Below are 14,913 nucleotides of genomic sequence, written 5' to 3'. Positions count from 1 at the left end.
CCTATATACGGGATACAGTTGGAGCTACCACTGTATGCTACTGCCGAGTCAGTTCAACAAAACAACGAGACGACCTCGATAGACAAGTTGCCTATATGCAATCAATCTATCCAGATGCAGAAATTATCCGAGACATCGGTTTAGCCTCCTCTAAAAATATTTGTTAAAATTGATAAAATTACTTGAATTTTTGCTTGTTGTCTCTTTTTTTAACATCCATCATGATTAAGCGACGAATCTCGAAAGTATGGATTTTACCAGTGATCGCGTCTGGGGCTTTGTTGGTGGGTGTATTTTTCCCCCTAACTCAATTTCAAGAGTGGAAAAAATCATTCCAGCAAGCTCCGGCTTCCGTTTCACAAATTCCTGAATCAGAGGTTTTAAAACTGGCTTTATTACCCGTTGAACAACGTCAAACGGAACTAGAAACTCTTATAAAAAAAAATCATAATGTTCTCGAAACCAGTCGGGCGCGATATTTATTAGCGAGTGATTTTTTAGAGGAAAAACCCGAAACAGCCCTGCAATTATTAGAAGGATTAGAAAAAGATTATCCGATTTTGGCAGGTCATATTTTAGCGAAACGAGCGCAAGTTTATGAACGTCTGGGAGAAGGGGAAAAAGCCGAGAAAACTTGGCAGGAATTATTAACGAATTATGGTGATCAACCCATTGGAGTAGAAGCTTTATTTGCTTTTGGTAAAATTAATCCTAAATATTGGGATCAAGCGATCGCTCAATTTCCCAGTCATCCCCGAACCATTGAAATTGCTCAAAGTCGCCTCAAACAAAATCCGAATCAACCGGAATTATTATTATTAATTGCTCAACATGGATTATATTTAAAAGATTATGGAACCTATGTTGCACAATTAAAAGCTAAATTTGGGAACCAACTGACTCCAGAACAATGGGAAATGGTAGCGTTTGGATCGTGGGAAAAACAAGATTATGGAAAAGCCGCGATCGCCTATTCTAAAGCTCCCAAAACTCCTAAAAATCTCTACCGTTATGCCAGAGGGTTATGGTTAGATGATAAAATTCCTGAGTCTCGAATTGCCTATAAACAGTTAATTAATACCTTTCCTAATGAGATTGATCCTCAAGGAGAAGATGCCGGATTTGGGTTATTAAGATTATCGAGACTGTCCGATCAAAAAGAAGCTTTAGGGTATTTAGATCGAGTTATTACTCAATTTCCTCGCCATGCCGCAGAAGCATTATTAGATAAATCGAAACTCTTAGATAAAATGGGTTCAGAAAAATCAGCTTCAGAAACTCGTCAACAATTACTCAGTCAATATAGTGAGTCTGAAGCCGCCGCTCAATTGCGTTGGGAACAAGCCCAAAAAGCAGCAAAAGCCGGAAATTTACAAGCAGCATCCGACTGGGCAAAACAAATTTCTATCAAAAATCCTGATAGTGAATTAGCTCCAGAAGCCACATTTTGGGTCGGTAAATGGGCAGAAAAAATCGGCAATTCTCAAGAAGCAAAAAAAGCCTATGAATATATTATTGTGCGTTATCCTTCCTCTTATTATGCTTGGCGTTCTGCGGTGCATTTAGGATGGCCTGTGGGAGATTTTACCACCGTTCGACCGCTCTCTCCCCATGTTGAACATCCAGAGATTCGAGAAGTACCTCCGGCGGGTTCTAAAACTTTGCAAGAACTGTATGCGTTAGGACAAAATCAAGCCGCTTGGACGCTCTGGCAAACCGAGTTTAAAAATGCCATGCAGCCTTCGGTTTCTGAACAATATACCGATGGGTTAATGCGAATGGGAATTGGGGATAATTTAGAAGGAATTTGGATGTTATCGAGTTTAAGTCGGCGAGATGATCCCCAAGAGCGATCGCAATATTTAGACTTAAAACAAAGACCCGCTTATTGGGAAGCATTATATCCTTTTCCCTATTTAGAAACCATTGTAAATTGGTCAAAAAAACGGCAATTAAATCCGGTATTAGTTACAGCTTTAATTCGTCAAGAATCCCGGTTTATGCCTCAAATTCAATCCGTTGTCGGGGCGACAGGATTAATGCAAGTCATGCCAGAAACAGGGGCGGAGGTGGCTAAACAAATTCAATTAACCAATTATTCCTTAGAAAATGTCAATGATAATATCAATTTAGGAACCTATTATCTGGATTTTACCCATCGAGAATATAATAATAATTCCATGTTAGCCGTCGCTAGTTACAATGCTGGGCCGGGTGCTGTTTCGGATTGGCTAAAACGATTTGGCTTTCAAGATCCTGATGAATTTGTGGTTAAAATTCCTTATCCTGAAACCCAAGGTTATGTTAAATCGGTGTTTGAAAATTACTGGAATTATCTCAGAATTTATAATCCCGATATTGCCCAACGTTTACAAGAACATCGTGCTAATTATAAAAATTAAGGAGGATTTATGGAAGCTGAAGCCTCTTATACCTTAGCCGTTGCTCAAGAAGGATTTGAGCGATTTAAACAAGGGATAGCTATGGGACAATGGGAACCTTTTTTAGAAATGTTGACGGAAGATTGTACGTTTTCCGTGCCCGCAAGTTCCTACAAAGGCAGCAATCAAGGCAAAACAAGATTAGCTCAGTTCTTAAATTATGCCACTGAATCTGTCTTTAAAAAGGGTTTAACGTTAACCTTACAACGAATAACTTATAATGAAACAACGGTGGTTTTTGAAGTGATTTCAAAAGGGGAAATGTGGGGTAAACCTTACCAAAATCAAGCCGCTATTGTATTTGATATTCAAGGCGATCGCATTTGCAGTTACCGAGAATATTTAGCAATTATTTATACCTTACCTTCCTAACAAAAATTAGATGAAATCTTTAAATATTTAATACAAATATAGCAATCCTATTTGATTTAGGGTAGGGGCAATTCATGAATTGCCCCTACGGTCAGGGTTTTAGTCATAGAGGTGATTACAACCGATTTAGACTTGCTATAGTTGATCCGGTTACTAATCATTTTTTTCTATCCCCTATTCCCTGTTCCCTGCTATATTGAACGAATTAAACGAATAAATTGACAAGGATAACCGGAAACATGACTTTTAAAACTTCCTAATTGTTGAAATCCAGCTTTTTGATAAAAGGCGATCGCGCGTTGATTTCCCGCCATAACAATTGTATAAGCGGGCGAACCAATCAGCCTTAAAGCTAAGTTTAATAACCGTTTACCAATGCCTTGATTTTGATAATCAGGATCGATATATAATAAAGCAATACAGTTGCGATTGATCGCAACAAAACCAACAATTGTTTTCCCTTTATAAGCTACAAATTTATCATAAATATTGCAAATTTGCTCAACATTGGGATTTTGCGCCAGAGGGGTCATCGCCCTTAAATCACAAGATCCCAAAAATTCCGCAGGTTGAGCGCGATCATGAACGCGACAAATCTGTGGCCAATCTTGCTGTAAATAAGGGCGAATTTTAATCATTGTTGTTCATTATTAAACAAATCTTGGGCGCTCTAAACCTTCAGAAAATAAAGTTTTAAATTCCGCTTTTTGAGTTTCTGATGTCATCATTTGTTTCCAGGTTTCATAGAAGAAAAAGGATGTTCCTGCAAATTGGCGCTCGCGGGTGAGTTGGATTTGTTCTTTTATCGTTGTAAAAGACATCGGTTTAACTCTAAGTCCCGTTAAAATGCCAATACTCACAGGAATATGACTTTTTGCTTCTAACAGTTCAGGACGTTTTAAATCGGCTAAAAACCCCTTCATATCTTCTCGATAAACTTGTAAGACTAATTCTTCTAAATAACCTTCTTGTTCCCAAGTTTTCCAATCTTGTAAAAACTGAGAATAAGCATACAAATAAGGATTCGGCGATAAAGAAAGAATACAATTCGGTTTATAATCTTTAATAATCCAGAACATTCGAGTTAAAAATTCTGTGATTTTTTTTGCCCTCCAACTCACCCAATTTGACTCTTTAAAATCCACAGGAGGAGTTGCATTACCTGTTTCTTTCTGATATAATTTAATAGTAAATTCATCATAACCTAAATCAACAGGTAAACCAAAGTGATCATCGAGTTGAATTCCATCAATATCGTATGTTTTAACGACTTCAATGATTAATCCTAAAATAAATTGTTGAACTTGAGGATGAAACGGATTTAACCAAACTTGATTGACCTGACTTTCTTTATAACCTTTTGTCCCATCTTGACGACAAGTAATCCAATGGGGACGCAGTTCTGCAATTTTAGAATTTGGGGGAACCATAAAGCCAAATTCAAACCAAGGAATCACACTCATGTTCCGTTCTTTCGCTAAAGGAATCATTTCCTGAAGAATATCTCGATCTTTTAATTGCGGAATCGGATCAATTTTAATTCCCGTGAATCGTTCCATTAACAAGCTTGGATACAGGGTATAACCTTCATTCCAAACCGTCGGATAAACCGTATTAAACTTACATTCTGCTAATAAATTAAATGCTTCTGTTAACGCATTTTTAGAAAACAAAACATCACTATCAATATTTGTTAACCAAACTCCTCTTAATTCTCCAGTTGGGACAGGAAGAACAGGAGGTTTAACAATATATTGTTCTGCAATGGTTAAAGGTTCATTTTGTTGACGCAATGCTTGACAAAAAAACACCGCCACTTCTGCACGAGTTGCAGGTTTATTCGGGTTTAAAAGTTTGACGTCTGGATAATTCACCACTAACCCAGATTCAATGGCTGCTGCAATAGCGGTTCTCGCATAATTAGGAATATCTTTAGCATCATTTAAACTTTGATTTAAGGTTTTCACAATTGATTGACTCGGTTCATAATTTAACCCCTTAACTAAAGCTACTAATGCTTGAACTCTGGGGATATTTTGTTGAGGTTTAAAACTTTGGTCTTCATACCCACTCATAAACCCAGTACGATAGGTTTTTAAAATCACACTATGAGCCCAAAATTGAGGCGAAATATCTTTAAATTCGATAGGTTCTCGAATGTCTAATAAATTAGGAAAAGCTTTAATCAACATTGTGGCAAACTCAGCGCGGGTTACAGGTGCATCGGGTTTAAAGGTTCCGTCTTGATACCCTGTGATGATATTTTTATTCGCCAAAGTTTCAATGCTGTCTTGAGCCCAATGAGCCGTTATATCTGTAAATTTTACCATAAGGAATTCCATTGATTAGGAGCTTTCAGTTTAGCAAGAGGTCGTTTATAGATTCCAGTTTCAAGGTTAATCTTTTAGAACAAAACTACACAATTAGTTAATTTTGCGTCAAATTTCATTCTAAAAGAATATAATATAAGTAAGAATTTTACCTTAAAGTAGGATTAGTGACAATCTTTGAAGATGTTAACTTATTGATAGCCTTTCAGTTATTGTTTTATAGCTTCAGGTCTAAATTATGAAATACATTTCTACATTGGTTTCTGGAATCACAACCGCCATTACAACTCTCACGTTAGTTACAAGCGTGGGAATGGCTCAAATGGCTGAAGTCCCAACACCTAATGCTAAAGGAGATTTTGTGACCGCAAAAGTTCAAGGAAATCGAGGACTTTATAATAATATTTATTGGTTAGTGGTTGACCCTGAATCTCTCAACTGTCGGAATACTCCTGAAGGAACCATTAAAGCTAAATTAGATTCAGGGGCGATTATTAATGCTATTTTTTCTAATAATGGTAAAGGAGATGCCATTGTTCTTAAAAATGGTCAACCTTGGTTAAAGGTAGAAAGTATTCATCCGGCTGGCTCTCGATTTAATTCTGGAGTGTGTTATGTTCGGGCTAATTTGAGATATATTGCCCCTATTAATATAGATTATCTTGACCTGTTTACAAAGGAATAAAAGTTATGCGTTTTATTAACCCTAAAACTGATTTTGCCTTTAAAAAAATCTTTGGCTCATCAGAAAGTAAGGATATTTTAATTAGTTTCCTGAATGCTTTGGTTTACAATTCTGAGTCAGTGATTCAGGATTTAGAAATTTTTGATCCTTATCTTTCTGCCAAAATTACGGGACTAAAAGACACTTATTTAGATGTTAAAGCCCAACTCAATACGGGTGAAATTGTAATTATCGAAATGCAGGTTTTAAATGTAGAAGCCTTTACCAAACGAGTTTTATATAATGCAGCAAAAACCTACTCGCTGCAATTAGATGCTGGACAAGGCTATCGATTTTTAAAACCTGTTATTGCTCTAACAATTACCGATTTTATTGAGTTTAAAAACACTGATGAATTCATTTCTCGATTTGTATTTAAAGAAAAAATTCACAACTTTAATTATTCTGAAAATGACTTAGAATTAGTGTTTGTGGAATTACCCAAATTTCAGAAATCCTTAGAACAATTAGAAACTTTAACGGATAAATGGATTTATTTTATGCAAAGTGCTCGATTATTAGAATCTGTTCCTGAAACGTTGGAAAGTGTTCCTCAGATTCAACGGGCGTTTCAAATTGCCAATCAAACCAATTTAACCCGTGAAGAACTGGATGAAGTTGAAAAAAGAGAACTGTTTTTACAGGATCAAATCAATGCGATTACTTTAGCTAAACAAGAAGGTCAAGCGGAAGGTCGAACTGAAAAAGCAGTAGAAATTGCTCGTCAACTTTTGAATATTTTAGATGATGAAACGATTAGCAGAACCACCGGGTTAAGTTTAGAAGCAATTCAACGTTTGAGATCCTAACTATTTTGAATGATTAACTTAAATATCGACCATATTTAGCAATAATAGGAGTTTGATTTTGTTGTTGATTCGTTAACCAAGCCCACAATTGATCTCCCCAGGAAAAATGCCACCATTCATTCGGATGTTGTTGAAATCCTGCGGTTTTCATCACTTCAGATAAAATTTGACGATTTTGATGATAACTTTGTTCAGTGGGATCAGAACTATTTTGAAAATAATTGGGGTAAGAACGCGGAGAAATTTCATCAATTTCTGAACCCATATTTAACACTGTTCCTATGTCATTTACTAACGTAATATCCAACGCTGCACCCGTACTATGGGGGGGCGGTGTTGCGGGATCTAAACTCGGAGATGCCCAGAATTGATAAACTTCTGTTAAGATCAATTGGTGTTGTTCTGCTGAAAGATGATCGAGATTTAATCCCCGTTCTTTTAATAATTGATTAAAGGAATAATCGACCATAAATTGTTGGACTTCTACCGGACGATAAGCATCAAAAATAAGAATTTTCCAGTTCGGATAATTTTTTTGTAATTGCAATTGTGCGGTTAGTAAACAATCTAAAACACTGGATCTTAAATAATAGGGAGAATTGACCAAAGAAAGATGATAAGGTGCACCTAATTTTTGATAAGCATGGGGTGTTTCTACGGCAAATTTTTCTAAAGGAATTGCCACTAACGGTTCACCGCAGTCTTGAATTTTAATGTTTTGATAAGGTTTCATCAGATTAGTTAACGAATGGATAGAGGCGGGTTCTTGCTAGAATGAACCCACCCTTAAAAATCTTTGAAATTTGCCTCAATTTATCATCAGTTTTTAAGGGTTTCGAGAGGCGATGACTGCATAAAAGGGATCGCTTCCTCCCATTCCTAACATCTGCATAAATAGAGGGATTTTAGATTGAGTAGAAATAATTTCTGGAGAATTAAAACCCGGTAAATTGTTAACTTGAACGGAATTAAAATATCCTTTGACTAATTCAACACGGCTGGTTTCTGTTCCTTCTCGCCAAGCGGCGATCGCTTTTTGATAAAACATTCGATTAGAAAAGCTAACAATGCTAATTCCACCCGGTTTTAAAATGCGATGAATTTCTGAAAAAATCGCTTCAGGATATTGTAAATATTGAACTGAAACACAAATTAAAACCGCATCAAAATCTTGATCCGATAAGGGAAGTTTAGGGTTTTGGTTTAAGTCTTGAATAAAATAATGATCCAGTTGAGAATTTTTAGCTAATTCTTCTGCATTCATCCCATGTCCTTCAATATGAGCAAATGCAATATCATTTGGAAGATGGGACACCCAACTACTCATTAAATCTAAAACGCGGGATTGAGGTTTTAGACGGTTTCGATAGAGGGTTGTTAACTGATCAATAAAGCCTTCATCGACGTGGGTAACAAAACGAGGAAAGGAGTAAAATAGAGAGTCGTCCGTCTCATCTAATTTAATCCGTTGATGGCGTTGAAGTAACATAATGCGATTAATTAAGCGTGAGTTTTATTCAATCTGGTAATCTGAATATTAAGAATTGTATCCTATTTTCGATTAACTGGCTATAATGATTTTAATATTGATTTATTAGTCAAAAAAATCAACCCAATTCAAAATCGATCCTGAAACATACCATTGTTACTCATGCCTCGTACACCTATATTAACCTTTGATCGGGGTACATTATTATTACATCCACCTCCACAAGGAAAAAGTTGGATTGATTTTGCGACCTGGGATGATCGGGTCGAAAAGTTTAGAATTCCCGCTTTTTATTATCGTGCTTTAGTGGAAACCTTACGCAAAAATCAAGTTAATTTTATTGATCAAGCTCAGAATTTTAACACCTTAGAATTAACTCCTAGTTTTGAAATGCCTCCCTATGTTCATCAACAGGAAGCCTTAGAAGCTTGGCAGCAGGTAGGAAGTCAAGGAGTGGTGGTTTTACCCACTGCTTCAGGAAAAACCTATTTAGCTCAGTTAGCGATGCAAATAACTGGATATAGCACGTTAATTGTGGTTCCTACATTGGATTTAATGCACCAATGGTATGCCCATTTATTAGCGGCTTTTCCTGATATTGAAATCGGATTATTAGGGGGAGGATCGAAAGACAAAACACCGATTTTAGTGGCAACTTATGATAGTGCAACGATTTATTGTGAAACGTTAGGCGATAAATATGGGTTATTAATTTTTGATGAATGTCATCATTTACCAACGGATTTTTATCGAGTCATTTCTGAATATTCCCTAGCACCTTATCGGTTAGGACTAACAGCAACCCCTGAGCGTTCTGATGGTAGACATAGTGATTTATTATTATTAATTGGGTCTACGGTTTATCGCAAAACACCAGAACAGTTAGCTGGATCAGCCTTAGCTAATCATAAAGTAGTCCAGATTTTAGTTAAACTGTCTCCGAAAGAACGAGAAACTTATCAAGAACAAATGAAAATTAGAAATGAGTTTATTAAACAGAATAATATTCAATTATCAAATTTGGATGGATGGAAACAATTTGTGATGTTAAGTGCGCGATCGCCGGTTGGAAGACGAGCCATGTTAGCCCACCGCCAAGCCAAAGAAATCGCATTATGTACCAACGGAAAACTCAGAATTTTAGCTGATTTACTGGCTCAACATTATCCAGAAAAAACCTTAATTTTTACGGCGGATAATTCTACAGTTTACCGCATTTCTCAAACCTTTTTAATTCCAGCCATTACCCATCAAACCCCGATTAAAGAACGCCATGAAATTTTAACAAAATTCCGAGAAGGAGACTATAAAACCCTCGTTGCATCCCATGTTCTAAATGAAGGAGTTGATGTTCCCGATGCTAAAATTGCAATTATATTATCAGGAACCGGATCAGAACGAGAATATATTCAACGGTTAGGGAGAGTTTTACGCAAAGGAAATACCCCCAATAAACAGGCGATTTTATATGAAGTCGTCACAGAAGATACGAGCGAAGAACGCACCGCCCAACGTCGCAAAGGAGAAACCAAATCTAAACCCCAACCTACTAAAAAATCCTCGAATTCTGATGTTCAACAATTAGATATATTTCAACCCACTCCTTTGTATGGTCGCCCCATTTCTCAAAGCAAACGGGTTGCAGAATCTTCAGAACAATGGAATCCTTCAGAGGAATCTGAATCGGACAAACAATAGAAGACTCAAGAAACCGGGTTTCTATGATAAACCCGGTTTCTAACAAATTAACTCGATTAACTTTGAGTTACAACTTTTTTTTCTTTGGCTAAGAATTTTTCTAATTCTGTTAACGCATCCGCATCAACTTTCGTTTGCATCGGACAGAATTTAGGGCCACACATCGAACAGAATTCAGCCGTTTTGTAGATATCCGCCGGAAGGGTTTCGTCATGATATTCCTTCGCCCGTTCTGGGTCTAAGGATAACTCAAATTGACGGTTCCAATCAAAGTTATATCGCGCTGTGGATAACTCATCATCCCGGTCACGGGCTCCAATGCGATGACGGGCAATATCGGCAGCATGGGCGGCAATTTTATAAGCAATTAACCCATTTCTGACGTCTTCGGCATTGGGTAAACCCAGGTGTTCTTTTGGCGTGACATAACATAACATTGCGGTTCCGTGCCAACCTGCGATCGCCGCCCCAATAGCAGAGGTGATATGATCATAACCGGGGGCAATATCAGTTACTAACGGCCCTAAAACATAGAAGGGTGCTTCTGAACACTCCTCCATTTGTTTTTTAACATTAAATTCAATTTGATCCATCGGAACGTGACCGGGGCCTTCTACCATCACTTGTACATCATGTTCCCAGGCGCGACGGGTTAATTGTCCGAGGGTTTTGAGTTCTGAAAGTTGAGCATCATCGGAGGCGTCATGGGTACAACCCGGACGTAGAGAGTCTCCTAAACTAAAGGAAACATCGTATTTTTTGAAGATTTCAATAATATCGTCAAAGTGGGTATAAAGGGGATTTTGTTTATGATGATGCAGCATCCAACGGGCAATAATTCCGCCACCACGAGACACAATTCCGGTAATTCGACTTCTAACTAACGGCAGATATTCAATTAATAATCCCGCATGAATGGTCATATAATCCACACCTTGTTGGGCGTGTTTTTCAATCACATGGAGAAAATCATCGGGGGTGAGATTTTCAATTTTGCCGTGAACACTTTCTAAAACTTGATAAATGGGAACTGTACCAATGGGAACCGGAGAAGCCTTAATAATAGCGGTACGAATTTCATCTAAATTCCCCCCTCCGGTGGATAAATCCATCACGGTATCGGCGCCATATTTAACAGCTAAATTCAGTTTAGCAACTTCTTCATCTAAATTAGAAGAATTAGGAGAGGCGCCAATATTAGCATTAACTTTACATTTAGAGGCAATTCCTATCGCCATCGGTTCCAAATTGGGATGATTAATATTAGCAGGAATAATCATCCGTCCCCGTGCGACTTCTTCTCGAATTAACTCAGCCGGAAGGTTTTCCCGTTGAGCAACATATTGCATTTCTTCAGTAATAACCCCTTGACGGGCGTAGTGCATTTGAGAAACGTTGCTCTGTCCATGCCGTTTGGCAATCCATTCTGTCCGCATCTTGATTTTCCTCTTATTAACAGCTTCCCTCCGCCGGTACTAACCGGACTCAGGTTCCAAGGGTGTCTTTTCTCAGCCTGAACTTAGCAGGCACCCCTAGCTTATTAGCTGAAAATGGTATCACAATTTTTGTTAATTGAGTAGAATTTTATTAAATCTTTGGAAAATCAGGAAAATTTAGGGCGTAATTATACTCATTTAATTTAATTCTAATACATCTTCATAAATTTCTGAGACAGAACAACTAAAATTAATACTTTCTAATTGAAGAGTTTCCTGGGGTGCATAGGTAAACAACTCCCATCGTCCGTCTGAATTTCGTCTAAAACATTCAATATTAATTTTATTTTGGCTCACTAATACATATTCTTGTAACGTTTCAATCTGTCGATAGTCGGCAAATTTATCACCTCGGTTAAAGGCTTCGGTTGAGGGAGATAAGACTTCAATAATTAAACTCGGATATTGTTTAAAATAACCATTATTTCTGTCGCGAGAGTCACAAGTTACCATAACATCGGGATAATAATAAACATCTGCGGTTTCAATCCGAACTTTCATATTATTCATATAAGCTCGACAACTGCTTCCGCGCACTAGATTTTTAATTAATGCAAATAAGTTCCCTGCTATGGTTTCATGAGCATCACTTCCGCCCACCATTGCATAAACTTCTCCTCGAATATATTCATGGCGAATCGGGCTAACTTTTTCGCCTTCGAGATAATCTTCATGAGAAATACGCTGATCAGATGGATTAATAATCATAATTAAAATAGGATTGAATTTAAGGTAATTATAACTCAATCAATCATCCTCAAGACTAACGAAGCTTTTCTAATACCTCATCTGTAAACGGATTTTTACCTTGTTTAAGAGATTCTATCCAAGCTTTTCGCTGTTTTTTCTCCTCAGTATTTCCAGCCGATTTCACAAACACCTCAAAATCTTCAATCGCACCCGGAAAATCATTCGTTAACGCTCTGGCTAAACCCCGACTATTACGAATCCATCCATTATCAGTATCAAGTTCAACGGCTTTATTACAAGCAAATATTACCTCTTTTGCTTTTGAATTCAAGCTCCCTTTCCAACAGAGTGTATTCCAAGACGAGGCGGGAATTTTTAACTGAGAATCCAACGTTTGAGCTTGATTGTAAGCTAAAATCCCTTCATCAATTTTATCATTTTCTGCTAATTTTTTCCCTCTCTCCAATAAACTCACGGCAGCTAACTTTAAACTAAAGTTAGAGTCAAGTTTTTCAGCTTGTTGAAACTTAGAAACCGCTTCCTCAATATTACCCTCTGCTGCCAGTTTCTCACCCTGCAAAAACAAAGCCGTTGCAGAAGGTTCTATTCCACAAAGATGACGCTCATCGTCACTGACATTTGGATTATTTTTTAGGTAGTCACTTACCCAGTTACAAGCGTGTTTGAGGAGTTCATCTCGGTTCAAGTTCCACAGTTTCACCGTCTTGTCTAAACTGGCCGAAGCCAGCAATTTCCCATCCGGGCTAAAGGCAACCGCTATGACCTCAGCCTGATGCCCTTCTAAAGTCGTGACCAAACGGCCATCGGAAGACCACAGTTTCACCGTGTTGTCAAAACTCGCCGAAGCGATCAATTTCCCATCCGGGCTAAAGGCAACCGCCCTGACCTCAGCCTGATGCCCTTCTAAAGTCTTGACCAAACGGCCATCGGAAGACCACAGTTTCACCGTGTTGTCAGAACTGGCGGAAGCCAGCAATTTCCCATCCGGGCTAAAGGCTACCGCCCTGACATCAGCCTGATGCCCTTCTAAACGATTAAGCTCTGTTGGTTCAGTTAGAACCCGTCGCAATAAATCTGTACCTTGTATCTCGATATCTACCGTTGGTTCCTTTGCCTGTTGCAATTTTTTATTGAGCTCGATCACATCCATTTGCACAGATAAACTAGAATTGAAGCGAGGTTCTAATGTTGTTATTTCGGTTTTGAAATTGGCATTTTCCTCCCCAACCAAAGCCTTTTGCCACTGCCAAACTGCCACTGCTGCGATGCCAGAAATTGTTAAAAATCCTGCGGTTAATAAGCCGATAGTTCGTTGACGTTGACGTTTTTGATCCTGTTGACTTAACTGAATATATTCTTGTTCATCTTGAGACAATTCATCCCGACGGGTTTGAAGTTGTTCAGAGGCTTGAACCAGTGCCGCCCCCCGTAATAATAATCCTTGATCTCGGTTCTTTTCTTGCCAATAATTCATGGCTGTTCGTAGGCGTTCTTGCCAGGTTCTAAATTCTCGGTCGGTTGCCATCCATTGTCTGAGTTGACCCCAATTTCTAATTAAAGCTTCATGAACCACTTCAACGGTTTCTTGTTCTTTAATCAAAGTTTGTTGTTGGGAATTATCCCAGGTAATAACCGTCCGACTGGTCACAACTAATCTCGCATCGGCTAATTGTTTAACTAAATTCCAATTAGTATCGTTCAGTTCCGCTTTAGTTGCCACTCGTCGGGTGTCTTCCGTTCCCGCCCCCGGACGCACTAATTGTACAAAAATTCGCCGCACTTGCTGTTGTTGTTGTTCAGTGAGTTTACTAAATTGGCTATCGGCATAACCCGTTAATGCTCCCGAAACTTCCCCAATTTCTTGATAAGCATTATGGGTTAATTGTTTACCCTTGCGTTTGCTCCAAAGTTCCGTTAAGGCAAATTCTAATAACGGTAAATTCCCCGGTTCTTTATCCACATCATCGAGAATACGTTCAACGAGTCCACTTTCAAAACTCACCCCTAATTTTTGGGCAGGTTTTTCAATAATATCTCTCAGTTCCGTTTCGTTCATCGGCCCTAACATAATATTGCCTTTTTGCAATACATCTGCTAAGGGTCGATAGGACAGGACATTTCCTAAAAAATCAGCCCGCATCGTACCAACTAATACCGTTGATAACGAGGATTGTTCAGCAAAGGATTTAAACGTAGTTAAAAGAAGATCCAGAAATTGACGACGGGTTTGTTCATCGTTACAAAGGGTGTAAAGTTCCTCAAATTGATCGGCGATGAGTAAAATTCTATTATTCGGATGATTGCGTTGGATGGTTGAGAAAACATCGGATAAAGGAACGGTATTGTCTTGAAAATATCCGGCTAATTTACGAGCTTGAGCGATGTGGTCAGTTTCATCCAGATTCTTGACATAGAGGGGAACTAAGGCTTGAGCCAAGGCATGAAATGGGTCATTTCCGGGTCGAAAATGGGTAAATTGCCAATGTCCGATTTTAACTAATTTCGGGACTAATCCCGCTAAAATTACCGAAGATTTCCCACTTCCTGATGCCCCTAAAATTGGAATAAAATTCCGAGTTTCTGTATATTGAAAGAGTTCTTCTACAAAGACTTCTCGCCCAAAGAAATATTCTGCGTTTTCAGGACTGAAATGATATAATCCTTGATAGGGACAAATTAAGTTATCCTCAAGATCTTTCTCTGTAGAGGTTGTAACAGTTTGTTCTTGATAATAGTGATAATTATAAATAATCGTCCGAGATTGATTAATACTGGTGGTTCCTTGGGTGGTATTCACTAAGTTAACCACCGGATCTTCATTACCAGAAATATTAATATCTCCA

At 38.1% G+C, this 14,913-nt stretch carries 12 protein-coding genes and 1 riboswitch; of the genes, 5 read left to right on the top strand and 7 right to left on the bottom strand.

Annotated features, from left to right (window positions below):
* The first annotated feature begins 221 nt into the window (after window positions 1–221).
* Both ACKPEB_RS22845 and ACKPEB_RS22840 read left to right on the top strand, forming a co-directional pair.
* On the top strand, window positions 222–2,402 hold the full coding sequence (locus ACKPEB_RS22845; RefSeq protein ID WP_408967333.1) for a transglycosylase SLT domain-containing protein: 2,181 nt from the start codon (window positions 222–224) through the stop codon (window positions 2,400–2,402).
* Between the two features lie 9 nt (window positions 2,403–2,411).
* Window positions 2,412–2,813 (top strand): nuclear transport factor 2 family protein, encoded by a 402-nt coding sequence (locus ACKPEB_RS22840; RefSeq protein WP_408967332.1) that lies wholly within the window; start codon window positions 2,412–2,414, stop codon window positions 2,811–2,813.
* A gap of 191 nt (window positions 2,814–3,004) precedes the next feature.
* Here the strand turns inward: ACKPEB_RS22840 and ACKPEB_RS22835 are convergent, their stop codons facing one another.
* Complete coding sequence (locus ACKPEB_RS22835; protein WP_408967331.1) at window positions 3,005–3,451, bottom strand: GNAT family N-acetyltransferase; 447 nt, start codon at window positions 3,449–3,451, stop codon at window positions 3,005–3,007.
* A 12-nt stretch (window positions 3,452–3,463) separates the two neighbouring features.
* The gene (locus ACKPEB_RS22830) at window positions 3,464–5,143 is read right to left on the bottom strand and encodes a family 10 glycosylhydrolase (protein WP_408967330.1); all 1,680 of its coding nucleotides are present in this window, start codon (window positions 5,141–5,143) and stop codon (window positions 3,464–3,466) included.
* Between the two features lie 238 nt (window positions 5,144–5,381).
* Here ACKPEB_RS22830 and ACKPEB_RS22825 point away from each other — a divergent pair, with 238 nt between their 5' ends.
* Window positions 5,382–5,828, top strand: a complete 447-nt coding sequence (locus ACKPEB_RS22825) for a hypothetical protein (protein ID WP_408967329.1) — start codon at window positions 5,382–5,384, stop codon at window positions 5,826–5,828.
* 5 nt (window positions 5,829–5,833) lie between these two features.
* Window positions 5,834–6,676, top strand: coding sequence for an Rpn family recombination-promoting nuclease/putative transposase (locus ACKPEB_RS22820; RefSeq protein ID WP_408967328.1), 843 nt, complete (start codon window positions 5,834–5,836; stop codon window positions 6,674–6,676).
* A gap of 13 nt (window positions 6,677–6,689) precedes the next feature.
* On the opposite strand, the gene ACKPEB_RS22815 is transcribed toward ACKPEB_RS22820, so the two are convergent.
* Window positions 6,690–7,409, bottom strand: a complete 720-nt coding sequence (locus ACKPEB_RS22815; RefSeq protein ID WP_408967327.1) for a M15 family metallopeptidase — start codon at window positions 7,407–7,409, stop codon at window positions 6,690–6,692.
* A gap of 93 nt (window positions 7,410–7,502) precedes the next feature.
* Entirely contained in the window at window positions 7,503–8,165 is a 663-nt protein-coding gene (locus ACKPEB_RS22810; protein ID WP_408967326.1) for a class I SAM-dependent methyltransferase, read from the bottom strand.
* A 162-nt stretch (window positions 8,166–8,327) separates the two neighbouring features.
* On the opposite strand from ACKPEB_RS22810, the gene ACKPEB_RS22805 reads away from it, so the two are divergent.
* The gene (locus ACKPEB_RS22805) at window positions 8,328–9,863 is read left to right on the top strand and encodes a DEAD/DEAH box helicase (RefSeq protein ID WP_408967325.1); all 1,536 of its coding nucleotides are present in this window, start codon (window positions 8,328–8,330) and stop codon (window positions 9,861–9,863) included.
* 56 nt (window positions 9,864–9,919) lie between these two features.
* On the opposite strand, the gene thiC is transcribed toward ACKPEB_RS22805, so the two are convergent.
* From thiC to ACKPEB_RS22790, 3 genes are all read right to left on the bottom strand, one after another.
* Window positions 9,920–11,305 carry a phosphomethylpyrimidine synthase gene (thiC, locus tag ACKPEB_RS22800; protein ID WP_408967334.1) on the bottom strand — a complete coding sequence of 462 codons (1,386 nt, stop codon included), beginning with the start codon at window positions 11,303–11,305 and terminating at the stop codon, window positions 9,920–9,922.
* Window positions 11,306–11,307: 2 nt separating this feature from the next.
* Window positions 11,308–11,407, bottom strand: a riboswitch (TPP riboswitch).
* Window positions 11,408–11,497: 90 nt separating this feature from the next.
* Entirely contained in the window at window positions 11,498–12,067 is a 570-nt protein-coding gene (locus ACKPEB_RS22795; RefSeq protein WP_408967324.1) for a Uma2 family endonuclease, read from the bottom strand.
* Window positions 12,068–12,122: 55 nt separating this feature from the next.
* On the bottom strand, window positions 12,123–14,913 hold a 2,791-nt coding region (locus tag ACKPEB_RS22790), incomplete at its 5' end, for an eIF2A-related protein (RefSeq protein ID WP_408967323.1).

Source organism: Planktothrix sp. (assembly GCF_046067725.1).
Lineage (GTDB): Bacteria > Cyanobacteriota > Cyanobacteriia > Cyanobacteriales > Microcoleaceae > Planktothrix.
Note: the sequence above shows the minus strand (reverse complement) of the source record. Positions and strands in the feature narration are given on the sequence as shown.